Here is a 17,773-nt window from a genome sequence, read left to right as displayed (position 1 = left end):
CTTATTCTGAACAAACAATGTAATCAATTAATGCGGCTGGCGTGATGACTTCATCTGGGGGTAACTGACCGACCTCTAGTAGATTATCAACTTGGGCAATGACAGTTTTGGCTGCTAAAGCAACGAGTGGATTAAAGTTTCTAGCAGATAATTCATAAGCTAAATTGCCATTCATGTCACCTTTTTGAGCATGGATAATGGCAATATCAGCTTTTAGTGGGAGTTCAAGCAAATATTCTTTGCCATCAATTTGAATTTTTTGTTTTCCTTCTTCAACAACAGTGCCGACACCCGTAGGTGTTAAAATACCACCTAATCCAGCACCACCTGCACGAATCCGTTCAGCTAAGGTACCCTGTGGAACGAGTTCTACATCTATTTCACCAGCAATCATTTTTTTACCAGTTTCTGGATTTGTACCAATATGGGATGTAATTAAACGTTTGACTCGATTATTTACAATTAAAGGGCCTACGCCAGTGTCAATAAAGGCTGTGTCATTGCCTATGAGTGTGAGATCCTTTACGCCAGAATCTAAGATTTGTTGGACAAGTTTGGCTGGAGTGCCGATACCCATAAATCCACCAAACATGATGCTCATACCATCATGTAGGTGTTGATTTAGATTATTAAGCTTAAGATGTTTTTGTGTCATAGAGACCTCCTAATAACGAGATTAAAAGAAAGAATATCAACAAATAAGTATCTTATATTTCAAATGGATATGTTTCTTGTGATGATCCTTGATAGGCGATAAAGGAACTAGATTGATATTGAAAATAGCAAAAAAAATTTCGTAAAAGAAATACATCTTTCTTAGGGGGGTATAAGTTATTTTGATAGTGTTTTAAACAATCCTTGTGCTATATTTTATAAAAATGGCAGCCCTTAGGGGGGTGAAAATGATGGATATTAGGCATCTAAGATATTTTGTTTCAATCGTAGATAATGATTTTAATTTAAGCCGAGCGTCTCAAAATTTATATGTGTCTCAACCTGCATTAAGTATGATGATTACAGAGTTTGAGAATCGTGAAAATATTCAGATATTTAAACGGGCATCAGGAAAAATTATTGGACTAACCTTTGCGGGGGAGAATTATTATCGTGATGCAAAAGAAGTGATCAAGCGTTACAATGATATGAGAACAAATCTTTATAAATCAAAAGATTGTAAGAAAGGTACGATAACAATTGGTATTCCTCCCTTAGTTTTATCAGCCGTGTTTTCTTCTGTATTGCCTAATCTTATTCTTAAGAATCCAGATATTAATTTCATTATTAAAGAAATTGGAGCTTATGCTCTAAAGAGTGAACTTCTTTTAGATAAAGTTGATTTAGCCGTGTTGTTATATCCCGAGCGAATATCAAAAAATATTATTGATTCAATTGAAATTCATAGTTCTGAATTAGCCTTATTTCTTTCACCAAAGCATGTTTTAGCAAAAAAACAACAAATCACATGGGCCGATTTACATCACCAGAAAATGGCAATTTTTGATCAAACATTTATGATTCATCATCATTTGAAGGAAGCTTTTGAGCGCAATAATTGTTATCCAGATATTGTTTTGGATTCGAGCTGTTGGGATTTTCTGCTAAGTGCGGTCAAAACAAACAAAGAATTATTAACTATTCTACCGTTACCTATGGCTGAGCTTTATCATTCAAAAGAATTTTTGTGTCGTAAAATCGAAAGTCCTGTTCCGTGGAAAGTGACACTATGTCGTCAAAGAAAAACGGTCTACACACATCTTGAAGAATATATTTTTGATAAATTATTAGAGGCTTTTAGGCCAACAAAATAGTTAAAATAAAAGCTTGCAAATAGGGTTGTCTTTCTATAGAATCTACGAGCCCTTAATATGAGAGCCGTTTAATGTAATCATTTATTAAACGAGCGTGACGATATGTCAGGCTAACAATGTTTCCGATTTGGAGACTATATAACAGGTAACTTGCACCTCCTTTTCTATTTTGAAGTTAGAATTGTGATTGGTGTTAGTTTTTTATTAGCTAAATTTTATTGGAGCTCTGGTCTAATGCAGAACCAAAGAATCCGTATCCGCTTAAAAGCTTTCGATCACCGTTTGATCGATCAATCTACTGCGGAGATCGTAGAAACAGCTAAACGTACTGGTGCACAAGTTCGTGGTCCAATCCCTTTACCAACTCGTAAAGAGCGTTTCACCGTGTTGATTTCTCCACACGTAAACAAAGACGCACGTGACCAATACGAAATTCGTACTCACAAACGTTTAGTAGATATCGTAGAGCCAACAGAAAAAACTGTTGATGCATTAATGCGTTTAGATTTGGCTGCCGGCGTGGACGTGCAGATCAGCCTAGGTTAATTAAGAGGTTATTACAATGATTGGTTTAGTCGGTCGTAAAGTTGGTATGACCCGTATCTTCAATGAAGACGGTGTTTCTGTACCAGTTACCGTTATCGAAATCGAAGCCAACCGCGTAACTCAAGTTAAAACTCTTGAAAACGATGGCTATACTGCAGTTCAAGTTACTACTGGTTCTAAAAAAGCGAATCGTGTAACTAAACCTGAAGCAGGCCATTTCGTGAAAGCAGGTGTTGAAGCTGGTCGCGGTTTATGGGAATTTCGTACTGAAGGTGAAGAATTCACTTTAGGTCAAGAAATCAATGTAGACATCTTTGCAGATGTTAAAAAAGTAGATATTACCGGTACTTCTAAAGGTAAAGGTTTCCAAGGTGGTGTTAAACGTTGGAATTTCCGTACTCAAGATGCTACACATGGTAACTCTTTATCACATCGTGTACTTGGTTCTATTGGTCAAAACCAAACTCCGGGTCGTGTGTTTAAAGGTAAAAAAATGGCAGGACATTTAGGTGCTGAACGTGTAACTGTTCAATCACTTGAAGTTGTTCGTGTAGATGCTGAGCGTAAATTGCTATTAGTAAAAGGTTCTGTGCCTGGTGCTATTAATGGCGATGTTATCGTTAAGCCAGCAGTTAAAGCATAAGTCTAGGAGATAGAGATGGAATTACAAGTTGTAGGTGCAAACGCACTAACTGTTTCTGAAACTACCTTCGGACGTGAGTTTAACGAAGCGTTGATCCACCAAGTTGTTGTTGCTTATGCGGCAGGTGCGCGTCAAGGTACTCGTGCGCAAAAAACTCGTGCTGAAGTGTCTGGTTCAGGTAAAAAACCTTGGCGTCAAAAAGGTACAGGTCGTGCTCGTGCTGGTGATATTAAATCACCAATCTGGCGTTCTGGTGGTACAACCTTCGCGGCTAAACCACAAGATCACAGCCAAAAAGTGAACAAGAAAATGTACCGTGGTGCTATCAAAAGCATTCTTTCTGAATTAGTTCGTCAAGACCGTTTGGTTGTTGTTGAAAAATTTGAATTAGATGCACCAAAAACTAAAGTTTTAGTACAAAAATTAAAAGATTTAGCCGTTGAAGATGCGTTAATTATCACAGCAAGTTTAGATGAAAATCTATTCTTAGCAGCACGTAACTTATATAAAGTTGATGTACGTGATGTTCAAGGTATCGATCCAGTTAGCTTAATTGCTTTCGATAAAGTGATTGTTACTATTGATGCTGTGAAACAAATTGAGGAGATCCTAGCATGAGTCAAGAACGTTTGCTAAGCGTGCTACGTGCACCGCACATCTCTGAAAAAGCAACGAACAATGCTGAAAAATCTAACACTGTTGTACTTAAAGTTGCTTTAGATGCGAACAAAGCTGAAATTGCTGCTGCTGTTGCTCAATTATTTGAAGTAAAAGTTGACTCTGTTCGTACTGTGGTTGTTAAAGGTAAAACTAAACGCCGTGGTAACAAAATGGGTCGTCGCAGCGACTGGAAAAAAGCTTATGTAACTTTAGCCGAAGGCCAAAATTTGGACTTCGTGGACAGTGCAGAGTAATCGGAGGAAATTAGAGAATGGCTATCGTTAAATGTAAGCCGACCTCCGCTGGTCGTCGTCACGTTGTTAAAATCGTGAACCCTGAATTACACAAGGGTAAACCTTACGCACCTCTTCTAGATACTAAATCTAAAACTGGTGGTCGTAACAACTATGGTCGTATTACTACTCGTCACATTGGTGGCGGTCACAAACAACACTACCGTTTAATCGATTTCAAACGTAACAAGTTAGACATCCCAGCGGTTGTTGAGCGTTTGGAATATGATCCAAACCGTTCTGCTAACATTGCTTTAGTGCTTTATAAAGATGGTGAACGCCGTTATATCTTAGCACCTAAAGGTTTGTCAGTAGGCGATCAAATCCAAGCTGGCATAAACTCACCAATTAAAGTGGGTAATTCATTACCAATGCGTAATATCCCAGTTGGTTCAACAGTACATAACGTTGAATTAAAACCAGGTAAAGGCGGTCAACTCGCTCGTTCTGCTGGTGCTTATGTACAAATCATCGCACGTGAAGGCAACTATGTAACTTTACGTTTACGTTCTGGCGAAATGCGTAAAGTATTAGCTGAATGTGTTGCAACAATCGGTGAGGTTGGTAACTCAGAACATATGCTTCGCGTATTGGGTAAAGCTGGTGCTAACCGCTGGAGAGGCATTCGCCCTACAGTTCGTGGTACTGCAATGAACCCAGTAGATCACCCACACGGTGGTGGTGAAGGTCGTAACTTTGGTAAACACCCAGTAACTCCTTGGGGCGTTCAAACTAAAGGTAAGAAAACTCGTCACAACAAACGTACTGATAAATATATCGTACGTCGTCGTGGCAAATAATAGATTAAATTAAAGAGGATTAGCCATGCCACGTTCTCTCAAGAAAGGTCCTTTCCTTGACCTACACTTGTTGAAGAAGGTAGAGAAGGCGGTGGAAAGCGGGGATAAAAAACCAATCAAAACTTGGTCCCGTCGTTCAATGATCATTCCATCAATGATCGGATTGACCATCGCAGTCCATAATGGTCGTCAGCACGTTCCTGTTTATGTATCTGATGAAATGATCGGTCATAAGCTTGGTGAATTTGCACCGACTCGTACATACCGCGGTCACGCGGCAGATAAGAAAGCTAAGAAATAAGAGGTAAATAGATGGAAACTATCGCAAAACATCGTTACGCTCGCACTTCTGCCCAAAAAGCTCGCTTAGTTGCCGATTTAATTCGTGGTAAAAAAGTTGCGCAAGCATTAGAAATCTTAACTTTCACTAACAAAAAAGCAGCAGCTTTAGTGAAGAAAGTTTTAGAATCAGCTATTGCAAACGCAGAGCACAATGACGGTGCAGATATCGATGATCTTAAAGTTGCTAAAATCTTCGTTGATGAAGGTCCTAGCATGAAACGTGTTATGCCACGTGCTAAAGGTCGTGCAGATCGTATTTTAAAACGTACTAGCCACATTACTGTGGTTGTGTCAGATCGTTAATAAGTAGAGGAATAGCAATGGGTCAAAAAGTACATCCACATGGTATTCGCCTAGGTATTGTTAAACCTTGGAGCTCTACTTGGTTCGCGAATACACAAGACTTCGCTGACAATCTTGAAGGCGATTTCAAAGTACGCAAATTCTTAAATAAAGAATTAGCAAATGCTTCAGTTTCACGTATTACTATTGAGCGTCCAGCTAAAAGTATTCGTGTAACTATTCACACAGCTCGTCCTGGTATCGTAATCGGTAAAAAAGGTGAAGATGTTGAAAAATTACGTAACGCAGTGTCTAAAATCGCTGGCGTTCCTGCTCAAATCAACATTGCTGAAGTGAAAAAACCTGAATTAGATGCGAAATTAGTTGCAGATAGCATCGCTTCTCAATTAGAACGTCGTGTAATGTTCCGTCGAGCAATGAAACGTGCGGTACAAAGCGCAATGCGTTTAGGTGCTAAAGGTATCAAAGTTGAGGTTAGCGGTCGTTTAGGTGGTGCAGAAATCGCACGTTCAGAATGGTATCGTGAAGGTCGTGTACCTCTACATACTCTTCGTGCGGACATCGATTATAACACTGCAGAAGCTCACACAACTTACGGCGTAATCGGCGTTAAAGTGTGGATCTTCAAAGGTGAAATTCTTGGTGGAATGGCTGCCGTTGCGCAATCAGAACAACAACCTACCGACAAGCCTAAAAAGGCTCCTCGCGGTAAAGGTCGTAAGTAAGGAGAAACGCTAAATGTTGCAACCAAAACGTACAAAATTCCGTAAAGTTCACAAAGGCCGCAACCGTGGTATCGCGGGCGGTACTGAAGTTAGCTTCGGTACTTACGGTTTAAAAGCAGTTGGTCGTTGTCGTTTAACCGCTCGTCAAATTGAAGCGGCACGTCGTGCAATGTCACGTGCAGTAAAACGTCAAGGTAAAATCTGGATTCGTGTATTCCCAGATAAACCAATTACTGAAAAACCATTAGAAGTCCGTATGGGTAAAGGTAAAGGTAACGTTGAGTACTGGGTAGCCTTAATCCAACCGGGTAAAGTGCTTTATGAAATGGATGGTGTGTCTGAAGAAGTAGCAAGAAACGCATTTGCATTAGCAGCTGCTAAATTGCCAGTTAAGACCACTTTCGTAACTAAGACGGTGATGTAATGAAAGCTCAAGATTTACGTACAAAAAGTGTTGAAGAGCTGAATGCTGAATTAGTAAACCTTTTAGGTGAACAATTCAAGTTGCGTATGCAGACAGCCACCGGTCAGCTTCAACAAACCCATCAGGCTAAACAAGTGCGTCGTGATATTGCACGTGTAAAAACTGTATTAACCGAAAAGGCGGGTGAGTAATGACTGATAAAATTCGTAGCGTACAAGGTAAAGTTGTTAGCGACAAAATGGAAAAATCTTTCGTTGTTGCTATTGAACGTAAGGTAAAACACCCTTTATATGGTAAGTTTATCCGTCGTACAACTAAATTACACGTACACGATGAGAATAATGAAGCCAAAGTTGGTGATACCGTAGAGATTCGCGAATGTCGTCCTCTATCAAAAACCAAATCTTGGACTTTAGTTCGCGTTGTTGAGAAAGCGGTAATCGCTTAATTCACAATATAACAATGAAAGGCCAATGGTTAATCCATTGGCTTTTTTACATTCAAAATCTTGTAAATTTCAACCGCACTTTTAATAAACGAGTTGAGAGGATAAAGGTAAATTATCATTGCCTTTCTCTTTTTCTTTTGTTAGAATTCGCCACCTATCCGCCATTCTATCTGAGTAGTGCGGATGGGTTCGTCCCGAAAGGGTGTTTTTTTAATCTTAACGGAGCACTAATATGATCCAAGAACAGACTATGCTGGATGTTGCTGATAATTCAGGCGCTCGCAGCGTAATGTGTATCAAGGTTCTAGGTGGATCGCACCGTCGTTATGCTGCGATTGGTGACATTATCAAAATTACTGTAAAAGAAGCAATTCCACGCGGTAAAGTAAAAAAAGGTGATGTATTAAAAGCAGTTGTTGTGCGCACCAAGAAGGGTGTTCGTCGCCCAGATGGCTCAGTTATTCGTTTCGATGGTAACGCTTGTGTAATTTTAAATAATAACACTGAGCAACCAATCGGTACTCGTATTTTTGGACCAGTGACTCGTGAACTTCGTTCTGAGAAATTCATGAAGATCATTTCTTTAGCTCCAGAAGTACTGTAAGGGGAATGTAATGGCTGCTAAAATCCGTCAAAATGATGAAGTAATTGTTCTTACTGGTAAAGATAAGGGCAAACGTGGCAAGGTAACTAAAGTGTTACCAAACGGTAAAGTGTTTGTTGAAGGTATCAACATCATTACTAAACATGAGAAACCAGTTCCTGCATTAGGAAAAGCTGGTGGTTTAGTGAAAAAAGAAGCTGCAATTGATGCTTCAAATGTTGCGATTTTCAATCCTAAAACAAATAAAGCTGACCGTGTAGGTTTTAGATTCGAAGACGGCAAAAAAGTACGTTTCTTCAAATCTAACAATGAAATTATCTAACAAACTGGAGTAATGCGATGGCGAAACTGCATGATTACTACAGAGATCAAGTAGTAAGCGAATTAAAAAATAAATTCGGCTACAAATCTGTCATGCAAGTCCCACGAATCGAAAAGATTACCCTGAATATGGGTGTGGGTGAAGCATTGACCGACAAAAAATTGCTAGACAACGCAGTAGCGGATTTAGCAGCAATCAGCGGTCAAAAACCTTTAGTAACTAAAGCTCGTAAATCTGTTGCTGGCTTTAAAATCCGTCAGGGATATCCAATCGGTTGTAAAGTAACACTACGCGGTGAGCGTATGTGGGAGTTCTTTGAACGTTTAATTACAATTGCTGTTCCACGTATTCGTGACTTCCGCGGTTTAAGCGCGAAATCGTTCGATGGTCGTGGTAACTATAGCATGGGTGTGCGTGAACAAATCATCTTCCCTGAAATCGATTACGATAAAGTAGATCGTGTACGTGGTTTAGATATCACTATCACAACTACTGCTAAGAATGATGAAGAAGGTCAAGCACTACTTGCTGCCTTTAATTTCCCATTCCGTAAATAAGGCAGGTTATAATGGCTAAACAATCAATGAAAGCACGCGATGTAAAACGCGTTAAATTGGCTGAAAAATTCTACGCAAAACGTGTTGAATTAAAGAAAATCATTTCTGATGTCAATGCCTCTGATGAAGATCGTTGGGATGCAGTGTTAAAGTTACAAACTTTACCACGTGATTCTAGCCCATCTCGTCAACGTAACCGTTGCCGCCAAACTGGACGTCCTCATGGCGTTTTACGTAAGTTTGGTTTAAGCCGAATTAAGGTTCGTGAAGCTGCAATGCGCGGTGAAATCCCTGGCCTTAAAAAAGCGAGCTGGTAATATACCACTTTATTTTGGAATCGGAGAAAAAGTACAATGAGTATGCAAGATCCAATCGCAGATATGCTGACCCGTATTCGTAACGGTCAAGCTGCGAACAAAGTTGCAATCAATATGCCTTCTTCCAAGCTAAAAGTGGCAATTGCCAATGTATTAGCTGCTGAAGGTTATATCGAAAGCGTAAAAGTTTTAGAAGGTGCTAAACCTGAATTGGAAATTACTTTAAAATATTTCCAAGGCAAACCAGTTGTAGAAAGCATCCAACGTGTAAGTCGTCCTGGTCTTCGTATTTACAAACGTAAAGATGAATTACCAAGAGTTATGGGCGGTTTAGGTGTTGCAGTTATTTCTACATCTAAAGGTGTTATGACTGACCGCGCTGCTCGTCAAGCAGGTTTAGGCGGTGAGATCATCTGTTATGTAGCTTAATAGAGAGGTAGGAAAATGTCTCGTGTTGCAAAGGCACCTGTTAATATTCCTGCCGGCGTTGAAGTTAAACTCGACGGTCAGCTATTAACAGTAAAAGGTAAAAATGGCGAGTTATCTCGCAAAATTCATGAATCAGTTGAAGTAAAACAAGATAACGGACAATTTACGTTCACTCCACGTGAAGGTTTTGTTGAAGCAAATGCTCAATCGGGTACTGCACGTGCATTAGTTAATGCAATGGTTATCGGTGTTACTGAAGGTTTCACTAAAAAATTAGTATTGGTGGGTGTAGGTTACAGAGCTCAACTTAAAGGCAATGCAATTGCATTAAGTTTAGGCTATTCTCACCCAGTAGAGCACACTTTGCCGGCAGGTATTACAGCAGAATGTCCATCTCAAACCGAAATCGTGTTGAAAGGTACAGACAAACAGTTGATCGGTCAAGTTGCAGCAGATATTCGTGCTTATCGCCGTCCTGAACCTTATAAAGGTAAAGGGGTACGTTACGCTGATGAAGTAGTGCGTATCAAAGAGGCTAAGAAGAAATAATTAAGGTAACACTATGGATAAGAAATCAGCTCGTATCCGTCGTGCAGCTCGTGCACGTCATATGATGAGAGAGCAAGGTGTAACTCGTTTAGTTATTCACCGCACTCCACGTCATATTTATGCACAAGTTATTGCACCAAACGGTTCAGAAGTGCTTGCCGCTGCTTCAACTGTTGAGAAAGCAATTCGTGAGCAAGTAAAATACACCGGTAATAAAGATGCAGCTGCTGCAGTAGGTAAAGCTGTTGCAGAACGCGCATTAGCAAAAGGCGTTCAAGTTGTTGCTTTTGATCGTTCCGGTTTTAAATATCATGGTCGTGTCCAAACTTTAGCGGACGCTGCACGTGAAGCTGGTCTACAGTTCTAATGAGGTAAATTGAGATGTCAAACATCGAAAAACAAGTTGGTGAACTGCAAGAGAAGCTAATCGCAGTAAACCGTGTATCAAAAACTGTAAAAGGTGGTCGTATTATGAGTTTCACTGCATTAACTGTGGTGGGCGATGGTAATGGCCGAGTAGGTTTTGGTTATGGTAAAGCGCGCGAAGTTCCAGCAGCGATCCAAAAAGCGATGGAAAAAGCACGTCGCAATATGATTAATGTCGCTTTAAATGAAGGTACATTACAACATCCAGTTAAAGGTGTTCATACTGGTTCACGTGTATTTATGCAGCCAGCAAGCGAAGGTACAGGTATCATCGCTGGTGGTGCAATGCGTGCGGTATTGGAAGTTGCAGGTGTACGTAACGTTCTTTCTAAAGCGTATGGTTCTACCAACCCAATTAACGTTGTTCGTGCAACTATTGATGCATTAGCAAATATGAAATCACCAGAAATGGTTGCTGCAAAACGCGGTAAAACTGTTGATGAAATCTTGGGGTAATGAATAATGGCTAAAACTATTAAAGTAACACAAGTTCGTAGCTCAATTGCTCGTTTACCGAAGCATAAAGCTACCTTGCGTGGTCTTGGTCTTCGCCATATGCACCACACTGTTGAGTTAATTGATACGCCTGCAGTACGTGGTATGATTAACCAAGTTTCATACATGGTTAAAGTGGAGGAGTAAGAGATGCGTTTAAATACTCTATCTCCGGCTGAAGGTGCAAAGCATAGTGCTAAACGCCTCGGTCGTGGTATTGGTTCAGGTTTAGGCAAGACTGGTGGCCGCGGTCATAAAGGTCAAAAATCTCGTACTGGTGGCGGTGTTCGTCGCGGTTTCGAAGGTGGTCAAATGCCGTTATACCGTCGTTTACCAAAATTTGGTTTTACTTCAATGAAATCTGCAGTGACTGCAGAAGTTCGTTTAAATGAATTAACCAAAGTTGAAGGTAATGTAGTAACTTTAGAAACATTAAAAGCAGCAAATATCTTAACTAAAGATATCCAATTCGCTAAAGTAATTTTAGCAGGAGAAGTGAAATCTGCAGTAACGGTACGCGGTTTACGTGTAACTAAAGGTGCAAAAGCAGCAATTGAAGCTGCTGGCGGTTCAATTGAGGAATAATTAGCAAATGGCTAAACAACCAGGTTATCAAGCAAGAAGTACTAATAGCGGTAAAGGTGAATTAAAAAGCCGATTACTTTTCGTTTTAGGTGCACTTATCGTTTATCGAATTGGTTCATTCATTCCGGTTCCTGGTATTGATGCGGCTGTTCTAGCTCAATTAGTTGAACAACAAAAAGGCACTATCATTGACATGTTTAACATGTTCTCTGGTGGTGCTCTAAGCCGTGCATCCATTTTAGCATTAGGAATCATGCCATATATATCGGCATCTATTGTAATTCAATTGCTTGCAACGGTTTCTCCTGCTTTAGCAGAATTAAAGAAAGAAGGTGCTGCTGGTCAGCGTAAAATTTCTAAATATACTCGTTATGCGACAGTTGTTTTTGCAACGATTCAGGCAGTAGCTATTTCAACAGGTTTACCAAATATGTTGTCTGGCTTAGTGCCAAATGTTGGATTTAGTTTTTACTTTACTTCAGTTGTTAGTTTAGTCACTGGTACAATGTTCCTTATGTGGTTGGGTGAGCAAATAACTGAAAGAGGTATTGGTAACGGTATTTCAATTCTTGTTTTTGGCGGTATTGTAGCTGGTTTACCATCGGCTATTTTTCAAACTATTGAGCAGGCTCGTCAAGGACAGATGCATCCATTAGTTCTTCTTCTGATCGCAGCTATTGTATTTGCAGTAACTTATTTTGTTGTTTTTGTTGAAAGAGGACAACGTAGAATTCGCGTTGAATATGCGAAGCGTCAACAAGGTCGTCAAATTTTAGGTGGTCATTCAACACATTTACCATTGAAAGTGAATATGGCAAATGTAATGCCAGCAATTTTTGCTTCAAGTATTATTTTATTCCCAGCTACATTAACACAATGGTTTGGGCAAAATGATAAATTTGAATGGTTAAATAATTTATCAATGTTATTGAATCCTGGTCAGCCACTTTATTTGCTTGTTTATGCTGTCGCAATTATTTTCTTCAGTTTTTTCTATACAGCAATGCAATATAATCCTCGTGATACAGCAGATAATCTAAAAAAATCTGGTGCATTTATTCCAGGAATTAGACCCGGTGAACAAACATCACGTTATATTGATAAAGTGATGACTCGTCTTACATTAATTGGCGGTCTCTATGTAACGTTTGTATGTTTAGTTCCTTATATTATGACATCGGCTTGGGATGTTAAATTTTACTTCGGTGGAACATCTCTTTTAATTGTAGTCGTTGTAATTATGGATTTCATCGTTCAGGTTCAAAGTCATTTAATGTCTTCTCAATATGAATCTGCGTTGAAAAAAGCAAACCTTAAGGGTTTTGGACAATAATTGTTCATTTAAAGTAAAAGGATAAGCAATGAAAGTTCGTGCTTCCGTAAAGAAAATGTGTCGTAACTGTAAGATTGTTAAACGTGAGGGTGTTGTACGCGTATTGTGTAGCGACCCTAAACACAAACAACGTCAAGGTTAATTAACATTTTTCTTGCCAAGAACCAGTTGAGTAGTTATACTGCTCAACTCATTTATGTCCTTGATATTCTGTTTGAGTATCCTGAAAACGGGCTTTTCAAGATCAGAATATCAAATTAATTAAAATATAGGAGTGCATAGTGGCCCGTATTGCAGGCATTAACATTCCTGATCATAAACACGCTGTAATCGCTTTAACTGCAATTTACGGTATTGGTAAAACTCGTTCACAAGCTATTTGTGCAGCAGCGGGTATTGCTGAAGATGTTAAGATCAGAGAATTGTCTGAAGAGCAGATTGACAAACTGCGTGACGAAGTTGGTAAATTTACCGTTGAAGGTGACTTACGTCGTGAAGTAACACTAAACATCAAACGTCTTTTAGACTTAGGATGTTATCGTGGTTTACGTCATCGTCGTAGTTTACCGGTACGTGGTCAACGTACTAAAACTAATGCGCGTACCCGTAAGGGTCCACGTAAGCCGATCAAAAAATAGTCGGGGTAAATAAGAATGGCTAAAACACCAGTTCGTGCACGTAAACGTGTAAAAAAACAAGTTGTAGATGGCGTAGCACATATTCACGCATCTTTCAATAATACAATCGTTACTATTACTGACCGTCAAGGTAATGCTCTAGCTTGGGCAACTGCAGGTGGTTCAGGTTTCCGTGGTTCTCGTAAATCAACTCCGTTCGCAGCGCAAGTTGCGGCAGAGCGTTGTGCTGAAATCGTTAAAGAATTTGGCTTAAAGAACTTGGAAGTTATGGTTAAAGGTCCGGGTCCAGGTCGTGAATCTACAATTCGCGCGTTAAACGCAGCGGGTTTCCGTATCACGAATATTACTGATGTGACTCCGATTCCTCATAACGGTTGTCGTCCACCGAAAAAACGTCGTGTTTAAGACGTATATAGGATAGTTGGAGAAAGAAAATGGCAAGATATTTGGGTCCTAAACTCAAGCTCAGCCGTCGTGAAGGCACTGATTTATTCCTTAAATCAGGCGTGCGTGCGATTGATTCAAAATGTAAAATTGATACAGCACCGGGTCAGCACGGTGCTCGTAAACCGCGTTTGTCTGACTATGGTAGTCAGTTACGTGAAAAACAAAAAGTTCGTCGTATCTATGGTATTTTAGAACGTCAATTCCGTAACTACTATAAAGAAGCAAACCGTTTGAAAGGTAACACTGGTGAAAATTTATTAGTGTTATTAGAAGGTAGATTGGATAACGTTGTTTATCGCATGGGATTTGCTGCAACTCGTGCAGAGGCTCGTCAATTAGTGAGCCATAAAGCAATTGTTGTGAATGGTCGTGTTGTTAATATTCCATCTTTCCAAGTTTCTGTAAATGATGTAGTTGCTATTCGTGAAAAATCGAAAAAACAAGCTCGTATTAAAGCATCATTAGAATTAGCAGAGCAAAGAGAAAAACCAACATGGTTAGAAGTTGATTCTGCAAAAATGGAAGGTGTATTCAAACGTGTTCCTGAACGTTCTGATTTATCAGCAGACATTAACGAACATCTGATCGTTGAGCTTTACTCTAAATAATAGTTAAGCTTAAAACCAAAGAGAGGATAAAATGCAGGGTTCTGTTACAGAATTTTTAAAACCACGTTTAGTAGATATTGAACAAATTAGTTCAACACATGCTAAAGTGATCTTAGAACCGTTAGAGCGTGGTTTTGGTCATACTCTAGGTAATGCATTGCGTCGTATCCTTCTGTCTTCAATGCCAGGTTGTGCTGTAACTGAAGTAGAAATTGATGGCGTATTGCATGAATATAGTAGTAAGGAAGGTGTTCAAGAAGATATTCTTGAAGTACTTTTGAACCTTAAAGGTCTAGCGGTTAAGGTACAGAATAAAGATGACGTTATTCTGACATTAAATAAATCTGGAATTGGCCCTGTTGTTGCAGCGGACATTACCCATGATGGTGATGTTGAAATTGTAAATCCAGATCATGTGATTTGTCATTTAACTGATGAAAACGCTTCAATTAGTATGCGTATACGTGTTCAGCGTGGTAGAGGATATGTTCCTGCTTCATCTCGTACACATACGCAAGAAGAGCGTCCAATTGGTCGTTTGCTTGTTGATGCTTGTTATAGTCCGGTTGAACGAATTACGTATAATGTAGAGGCAGCTCGTGTTGAGCAGCGTACAGATTTGGATAAGCTCGTTATTGAGTTAGAAACTAATGGTGCACTTGAGCCAGAAGAAGCAATTCGTCGTGCAGCAACAATCTTGGCGGAGCAACTTGATGCATTCGTTGATTTACGTGATGTTCGTCAGCCTGAGATTAAGGAAGAAAAACCGGAGTTTGATCCGATTTTATTACGTCCTGTAGATGATTTAGAGCTGACAGTTCGTTCTGCTAACTGTTTGAAAGCAGAAACAATTCATTATATCGGTGATTTAGTACAACGTACTGAAGTAGAATTATTAAAAACCCCTAATCTTGGTAAGAAATCTCTTACTGAAATTAAGGATGTTCTTGCTTCTCGTGGCTTGTCACTTGGTATGCGCCTTGAAAATTGGCCACCAGCAAGTATTGCTGAAGACTAGTTTGGTCATAGGTTAAGATTTTTCTGAGAAGGATAAGATCATGCGCCATCGTAAGAGTGGTCGTCAACTAAACCGTAATAGTAGTCATCGCCAAGCGATGTTCCGTAACTTAGCAAGTGCTTTAGTTAGTCATGAAATCATTAAGACTACTTTGCCTAAAGCTAAAGAATTACGCCGTGTAGTTGAACCGTTAATTACATTAGCAAAAGTAGATAGCGTTGCTAACCGTCGTTTAGCATTTGCTCGTACTCGCAACGTTGAAACTGTTGCAAAATTATTTAATGAATTAGGTCCACGTTTTGCTCAACGTGCAGGTGGTTACACTCGCATTTTGAAATGTGGTTTCCGTGCAGGCGATAATGCACCAATGGCATACATTGAGTTAGTTGATCGTCCAGAAGTTGCTGAGGCAACAACTGAGGAATAAAAATTAATTCTAAAAATAAGCTCACTTCATATAGTGGGCTTTTTTATTTTATATATTAAAAAAATCTTTATCTGATTTAATCATTACTTAGATATATTATTTACAATCAGTGAACAGTAGTAAATTTTAAGAGCATATTCGTAGATGTCGTGTATTTTTATCTAAAATTCCTTGTTTTTTAAGCTCTCTACTAATACGAATTGCGGTTTCAGTTTCACATCCACAAAATTCCGCTACTTCTCGGTAGGTCCAAGGGTAATCGGGATAACTTTCTGTTAAATTTTCAATGGCATCAATAATACGTTCGTAACTACGCTTATAAGCTGTATTACTTATTCGGTGTTCTGCATCATATAATTCATTAGAAAGTTGTTTCATAAGATAACAAGAAAAATCAGGGTTATTTGCAATAAAATTTGCGTGATTACCAGGAAATATTCTAACGATATCGGCTTCCATTAATACTTTTGCACTGCAATGATAAGATGTTTCACTAAAAATAGTACGAAAACCAAAATATTCATTAGCGTGATAAAGTCGAGTCAATGTTTCTTTGCCATTTTCTAGACTATGATACAGACCAACTAGCCCTTGTTTTAAAAAATAAAATTCTTTAGGCTTCTCGCCTTGTGCATAAATTAAGCTGTTTTTTTCTAGAGTTTTACTCTCAGAAATAATACATTCATTTAAGTTTTGTGGTAAATAATAGGGCAATGTAAACATAAAGGCGTCTTTTAATATATAAATAACTTCAGATTACTATACAAATTTCTATATTTTTCTGCTATAAGCAAATTATAAAAATGTGAAGTGTTTAACAAAATTTTAAGCTAGATAAATATTATTTTATTTTGCCAAATGATTTTGCAAATGACTTTAAATATGGATCCATATGAGAAAGTGCAGAATAATATGCCTCACAAAGTTGATTATGTGCTTTACCAAATCCTTGAATTGTACGATGTTTTGGGCAGCCTCCGTGACAGGCAAAGCGAAACTTGCAGATTTTACACTGTTCGGAAAGAAAAGATTTTGCTGCGCCAAAATTCTTTTGTTTAGTATTATTATCAAGGAGCTGTATTAGAGGGGTTTCAATAAGATTTCCGAGTTTATATTCAGGATAAACATAATGATCGCAACTATAAATATCGCCATTTTGTTCAATAACCAATTGATCGCCGCAGGTTTCACGAAAAATACATAAACTTGGTTGTAAACCAAGGTAAGCCATAAACCATTGTTCAATAAATTGAATACCAATTTTGCCTACATCATTGGCATACCATTCATCAAAAATATCAATTAAAAATTGACCGTAGTCTTTTGCTGTAGCTTGTTGCTTGTAATCGCCCATTAGTGGAATAAATTGCATATAAGATGAACCTATTCTTTTCAAGAAATGGTAGATTTCTTTAGCATATTGGACATTGAGATTATGTACCACAGTTAGCGTATTAAAAGAAACTTGGTAATTATAGAGTAAATCGAGAGCATTTATTACTTGTTGAAATGAGCCTTTTCCATTTTTAGTTAAACGATAGGTATCGTGTAAGTGCTTAGGTCCATCTATAGAAAGCCCTACAAGAAAGTGATGATCGTGAAGAAAACGGCACCAATCGGCATTAAGTAATACCCCATTCGTTTGTAGAGAATTTTCAATTTGTTTGCCATTAGCATATTTATGCTGAAAATTGACCGCTCTTTTGTAGAAATCAAGACCTGCTAGGGTTGGCTCGCCGCCTTGCCATAGGAAAGTAACTTGTTGTTGAGGCGTTGTTTCAATATAGGATTTGATATAGGCTTCTAATACTTCATTAGTCATAGCCCGTTGGTTTAAGTGAGGTTTTTCCAAGTAAAAGCAATATTGACAATCTAAATTACAAATTGAACCAGTAGGTTTTGCCATTAATTGAAATGAATTCATATCTACGTATCCTCCTTATTCTTTTTATCATAACAGAATAATTTTAACTGTATATGATAGCGATCATAAGCTGAGCATATGCTCTTACGTCAAAATGAAGTA

32 protein-coding genes are annotated in these 17,773 nt (G+C 38.7%); 29 read left to right on the top strand and 3 right to left on the bottom strand.

Annotation, left to right across the window (positions count from 1 at the left end):
- Position 1: 1 nt before the first annotated feature.
- On the bottom strand, positions 2–655 hold the full coding sequence (atoD, locus tag ACPT8Q_RS00840; RefSeq protein WP_005648442.1) for an acetate CoA-transferase subunit alpha: 654 nt from the start codon (positions 653–655) through the stop codon (positions 2–4).
- Between the two features lie 250 nt (positions 656–905).
- On the opposite strand from atoD, the gene ACPT8Q_RS00835 reads away from it, so the two are divergent.
- The 29 genes from ACPT8Q_RS00835 to rplQ all read left to right on the top strand — a co-directional run bounded on the left by ACPT8Q_RS00835 (position 906) and on the right by rplQ (position 15,747).
- Positions 906–1,808 carry a LysR family transcriptional regulator gene (locus ACPT8Q_RS00835; protein ID WP_032822986.1) on the top strand — a complete coding sequence of 301 codons (903 nt, stop codon included), beginning with the start codon at positions 906–908 and terminating at the stop codon, positions 1,806–1,808.
- Between the two features lie 234 nt (positions 1,809–2,042).
- On the top strand, positions 2,043–2,354 hold the full coding sequence (rpsJ, locus tag ACPT8Q_RS00830) for a 30S ribosomal protein S10 (protein WP_001181005.1): 312 nt from the start codon (positions 2,043–2,045) through the stop codon (positions 2,352–2,354).
- A gap of 16 nt (positions 2,355–2,370) precedes the next feature.
- Positions 2,371–2,997 carry a 50S ribosomal protein L3 gene (rplC, locus tag ACPT8Q_RS00825; RefSeq protein WP_050948737.1) on the top strand — a complete coding sequence of 209 codons (627 nt, stop codon included), beginning with the start codon at positions 2,371–2,373 and terminating at the stop codon, positions 2,995–2,997.
- 15 nt (positions 2,998–3,012) lie between these two features.
- Positions 3,013–3,615 carry a 50S ribosomal protein L4 gene (gene rplD / locus ACPT8Q_RS00820; protein WP_050846563.1) on the top strand — a complete coding sequence of 201 codons (603 nt, stop codon included), beginning with the start codon at positions 3,013–3,015 and terminating at the stop codon, positions 3,613–3,615.
- Complete coding sequence (gene rplW, locus ACPT8Q_RS00815; protein ID WP_005632756.1) at positions 3,612–3,911, top strand: 50S ribosomal protein L23; 300 nt, start codon at positions 3,612–3,614, stop codon at positions 3,909–3,911. Before rplD ends, rplW begins: the two co-directional genes overlap by 4 nt.
- Before the next feature lie 17 nt (positions 3,912–3,928).
- Complete coding sequence (gene rplB, locus ACPT8Q_RS00810) at positions 3,929–4,750, top strand: 50S ribosomal protein L2 (RefSeq protein ID WP_050948736.1); 822 nt, start codon at positions 3,929–3,931, stop codon at positions 4,748–4,750.
- Between the two features lie 25 nt (positions 4,751–4,775).
- Positions 4,776–5,051: a 30S ribosomal protein S19 gene (rpsS, locus tag ACPT8Q_RS00805; protein WP_005539416.1), complete on the top strand. Its 276-nt coding sequence runs from the start codon at positions 4,776–4,778 to the stop codon at positions 5,049–5,051.
- Between the two features lie 11 nt (positions 5,052–5,062).
- On the top strand, positions 5,063–5,395 hold the full coding sequence (gene rplV, locus ACPT8Q_RS00800) for a 50S ribosomal protein L22 (protein ID WP_005625897.1): 333 nt from the start codon (positions 5,063–5,065) through the stop codon (positions 5,393–5,395).
- A 17-nt stretch (positions 5,396–5,412) separates the two neighbouring features.
- A complete protein-coding gene (gene rpsC, locus ACPT8Q_RS00795) occupies positions 5,413–6,120 on the top strand; it encodes a 30S ribosomal protein S3 (protein ID WP_021034699.1) in 708 nt (235 codons plus the stop codon).
- A 13-nt stretch (positions 6,121–6,133) separates the two neighbouring features.
- Positions 6,134–6,544, top strand: coding sequence for a 50S ribosomal protein L16 (gene rplP / locus ACPT8Q_RS00790; RefSeq protein WP_005625890.1), 411 nt, complete (start codon positions 6,134–6,136; stop codon positions 6,542–6,544).
- Positions 6,544–6,735 (top strand): 50S ribosomal protein L29, encoded by a 192-nt coding sequence (gene rpmC / locus ACPT8Q_RS00785; RefSeq protein ID WP_005625888.1) that lies wholly within the window; start codon positions 6,544–6,546, stop codon positions 6,733–6,735. Before rplP ends, rpmC begins: the two co-directional genes overlap by 1 nt.
- Positions 6,735–6,992: a 30S ribosomal protein S17 gene (rpsQ, locus tag ACPT8Q_RS00780; protein ID WP_005625886.1), complete on the top strand. Its 258-nt coding sequence runs from the start codon at positions 6,735–6,737 to the stop codon at positions 6,990–6,992. The genes rpmC and rpsQ overlap by 1 nt, the downstream gene beginning before the upstream one ends.
- A 232-nt stretch (positions 6,993–7,224) precedes the next feature.
- Positions 7,225–7,596, top strand: coding sequence for a 50S ribosomal protein L14 (rplN, locus tag ACPT8Q_RS00775; RefSeq protein WP_005548786.1), 372 nt, complete (start codon positions 7,225–7,227; stop codon positions 7,594–7,596).
- Positions 7,597–7,606: 10 nt separating this feature from the next.
- Positions 7,607–7,918 carry a 50S ribosomal protein L24 gene (gene rplX / locus ACPT8Q_RS00770; RefSeq protein ID WP_005635734.1) on the top strand — a complete coding sequence of 104 codons (312 nt, stop codon included), beginning with the start codon at positions 7,607–7,609 and terminating at the stop codon, positions 7,916–7,918.
- 17 nt (positions 7,919–7,935) lie between these two features.
- A complete protein-coding gene (gene rplE, locus ACPT8Q_RS00765; RefSeq protein WP_005625881.1) occupies positions 7,936–8,475 on the top strand; it encodes a 50S ribosomal protein L5 in 540 nt (179 codons plus the stop codon).
- A gap of 11 nt (positions 8,476–8,486) precedes the next feature.
- On the top strand, positions 8,487–8,792 hold the full coding sequence (gene rpsN, locus ACPT8Q_RS00760; protein ID WP_005625879.1) for a 30S ribosomal protein S14: 306 nt from the start codon (positions 8,487–8,489) through the stop codon (positions 8,790–8,792).
- A 36-nt stretch (positions 8,793–8,828) separates the two neighbouring features.
- Complete coding sequence (rpsH, locus tag ACPT8Q_RS00755) at positions 8,829–9,221, top strand: 30S ribosomal protein S8 (RefSeq protein ID WP_050948735.1); 393 nt, start codon at positions 8,829–8,831, stop codon at positions 9,219–9,221.
- 15 nt (positions 9,222–9,236) lie between these two features.
- Positions 9,237–9,770 (top strand): 50S ribosomal protein L6, encoded by a 534-nt coding sequence (rplF, locus tag ACPT8Q_RS00750; RefSeq protein ID WP_005690391.1) that lies wholly within the window; start codon positions 9,237–9,239, stop codon positions 9,768–9,770.
- 13 nt (positions 9,771–9,783) lie between these two features.
- Positions 9,784–10,137: a 50S ribosomal protein L18 gene (gene rplR, locus ACPT8Q_RS00745; RefSeq protein ID WP_005690393.1), complete on the top strand. Its 354-nt coding sequence runs from the start codon at positions 9,784–9,786 to the stop codon at positions 10,135–10,137.
- A 14-nt stretch (positions 10,138–10,151) separates the two neighbouring features.
- Positions 10,152–10,652 carry a 30S ribosomal protein S5 gene (gene rpsE / locus ACPT8Q_RS00740; RefSeq protein WP_005625871.1) on the top strand — a complete coding sequence of 167 codons (501 nt, stop codon included), beginning with the start codon at positions 10,152–10,154 and terminating at the stop codon, positions 10,650–10,652.
- A gap of 6 nt (positions 10,653–10,658) precedes the next feature.
- Positions 10,659–10,838: a 50S ribosomal protein L30 gene (gene rpmD / locus ACPT8Q_RS00735; protein ID WP_005543631.1), complete on the top strand. Its 180-nt coding sequence runs from the start codon at positions 10,659–10,661 to the stop codon at positions 10,836–10,838.
- A gap of 3 nt (positions 10,839–10,841) precedes the next feature.
- Positions 10,842–11,276: a 50S ribosomal protein L15 gene (rplO, locus tag ACPT8Q_RS00730; protein WP_005648410.1), complete on the top strand. Its 435-nt coding sequence runs from the start codon at positions 10,842–10,844 to the stop codon at positions 11,274–11,276.
- 7 nt (positions 11,277–11,283) lie between these two features.
- Complete coding sequence (gene secY / locus ACPT8Q_RS00725; RefSeq protein ID WP_425622278.1) at positions 11,284–12,609, top strand: preprotein translocase subunit SecY; 1,326 nt, start codon at positions 11,284–11,286, stop codon at positions 12,607–12,609.
- 28 nt (positions 12,610–12,637) lie between these two features.
- Positions 12,638–12,751 (top strand): 50S ribosomal protein L36, encoded by a 114-nt coding sequence (gene rpmJ / locus ACPT8Q_RS00720; protein WP_005625868.1) that lies wholly within the window; start codon positions 12,638–12,640, stop codon positions 12,749–12,751.
- 139 nt (positions 12,752–12,890) lie between these two features.
- On the top strand, positions 12,891–13,247 hold the full coding sequence (rpsM, locus tag ACPT8Q_RS00715; RefSeq protein WP_005648406.1) for a 30S ribosomal protein S13: 357 nt from the start codon (positions 12,891–12,893) through the stop codon (positions 13,245–13,247).
- Positions 13,248–13,262: 15 nt separating this feature from the next.
- Positions 13,263–13,652: a 30S ribosomal protein S11 gene (rpsK, locus tag ACPT8Q_RS00710; protein WP_005543603.1), complete on the top strand. Its 390-nt coding sequence runs from the start codon at positions 13,263–13,265 to the stop codon at positions 13,650–13,652.
- A 29-nt stretch (positions 13,653–13,681) separates the two neighbouring features.
- A complete protein-coding gene (gene rpsD / locus ACPT8Q_RS00705; RefSeq protein WP_005648404.1) occupies positions 13,682–14,302 on the top strand; it encodes a 30S ribosomal protein S4 in 621 nt (206 codons plus the stop codon).
- 31 nt (positions 14,303–14,333) lie between these two features.
- Positions 14,334–15,320: a DNA-directed RNA polymerase subunit alpha gene (locus tag ACPT8Q_RS00700; RefSeq protein WP_005690395.1), complete on the top strand. Its 987-nt coding sequence runs from the start codon at positions 14,334–14,336 to the stop codon at positions 15,318–15,320.
- A 40-nt stretch (positions 15,321–15,360) separates the two neighbouring features.
- Positions 15,361–15,747: a 50S ribosomal protein L17 gene (rplQ, locus tag ACPT8Q_RS00695; protein ID WP_005648400.1), complete on the top strand. Its 387-nt coding sequence runs from the start codon at positions 15,361–15,363 to the stop codon at positions 15,745–15,747.
- Between the two features lie 126 nt (positions 15,748–15,873).
- Here rplQ and ACPT8Q_RS00690 read toward each other — a convergent pair whose 3' ends face one another.
- Positions 15,874–16,470, bottom strand: coding sequence for a Crp/Fnr family transcriptional regulator (locus tag ACPT8Q_RS00690; RefSeq protein WP_021034701.1), 597 nt, complete (start codon positions 16,468–16,470; stop codon positions 15,874–15,876).
- 118 nt (positions 16,471–16,588) lie between these two features.
- Positions 16,589–17,671: an anaerobic sulfatase maturase gene (locus tag ACPT8Q_RS00685; protein WP_021034702.1), complete on the bottom strand. Its 1,083-nt coding sequence runs from the start codon at positions 17,669–17,671 to the stop codon at positions 16,589–16,591.
- Positions 17,672–17,773 lie beyond the last annotated feature (102 nt).

Source organism: Haemophilus sp. HN_Hi10 (assembly GCF_049821985.1).
Classification (GTDB): Bacteria; Pseudomonadota; Gammaproteobacteria; order Enterobacterales; family Pasteurellaceae; genus Haemophilus; species Haemophilus influenzae_D.
Note: the sequence above shows the minus strand (reverse complement) of the source record. Positions and strands in the feature narration are given on the sequence as shown.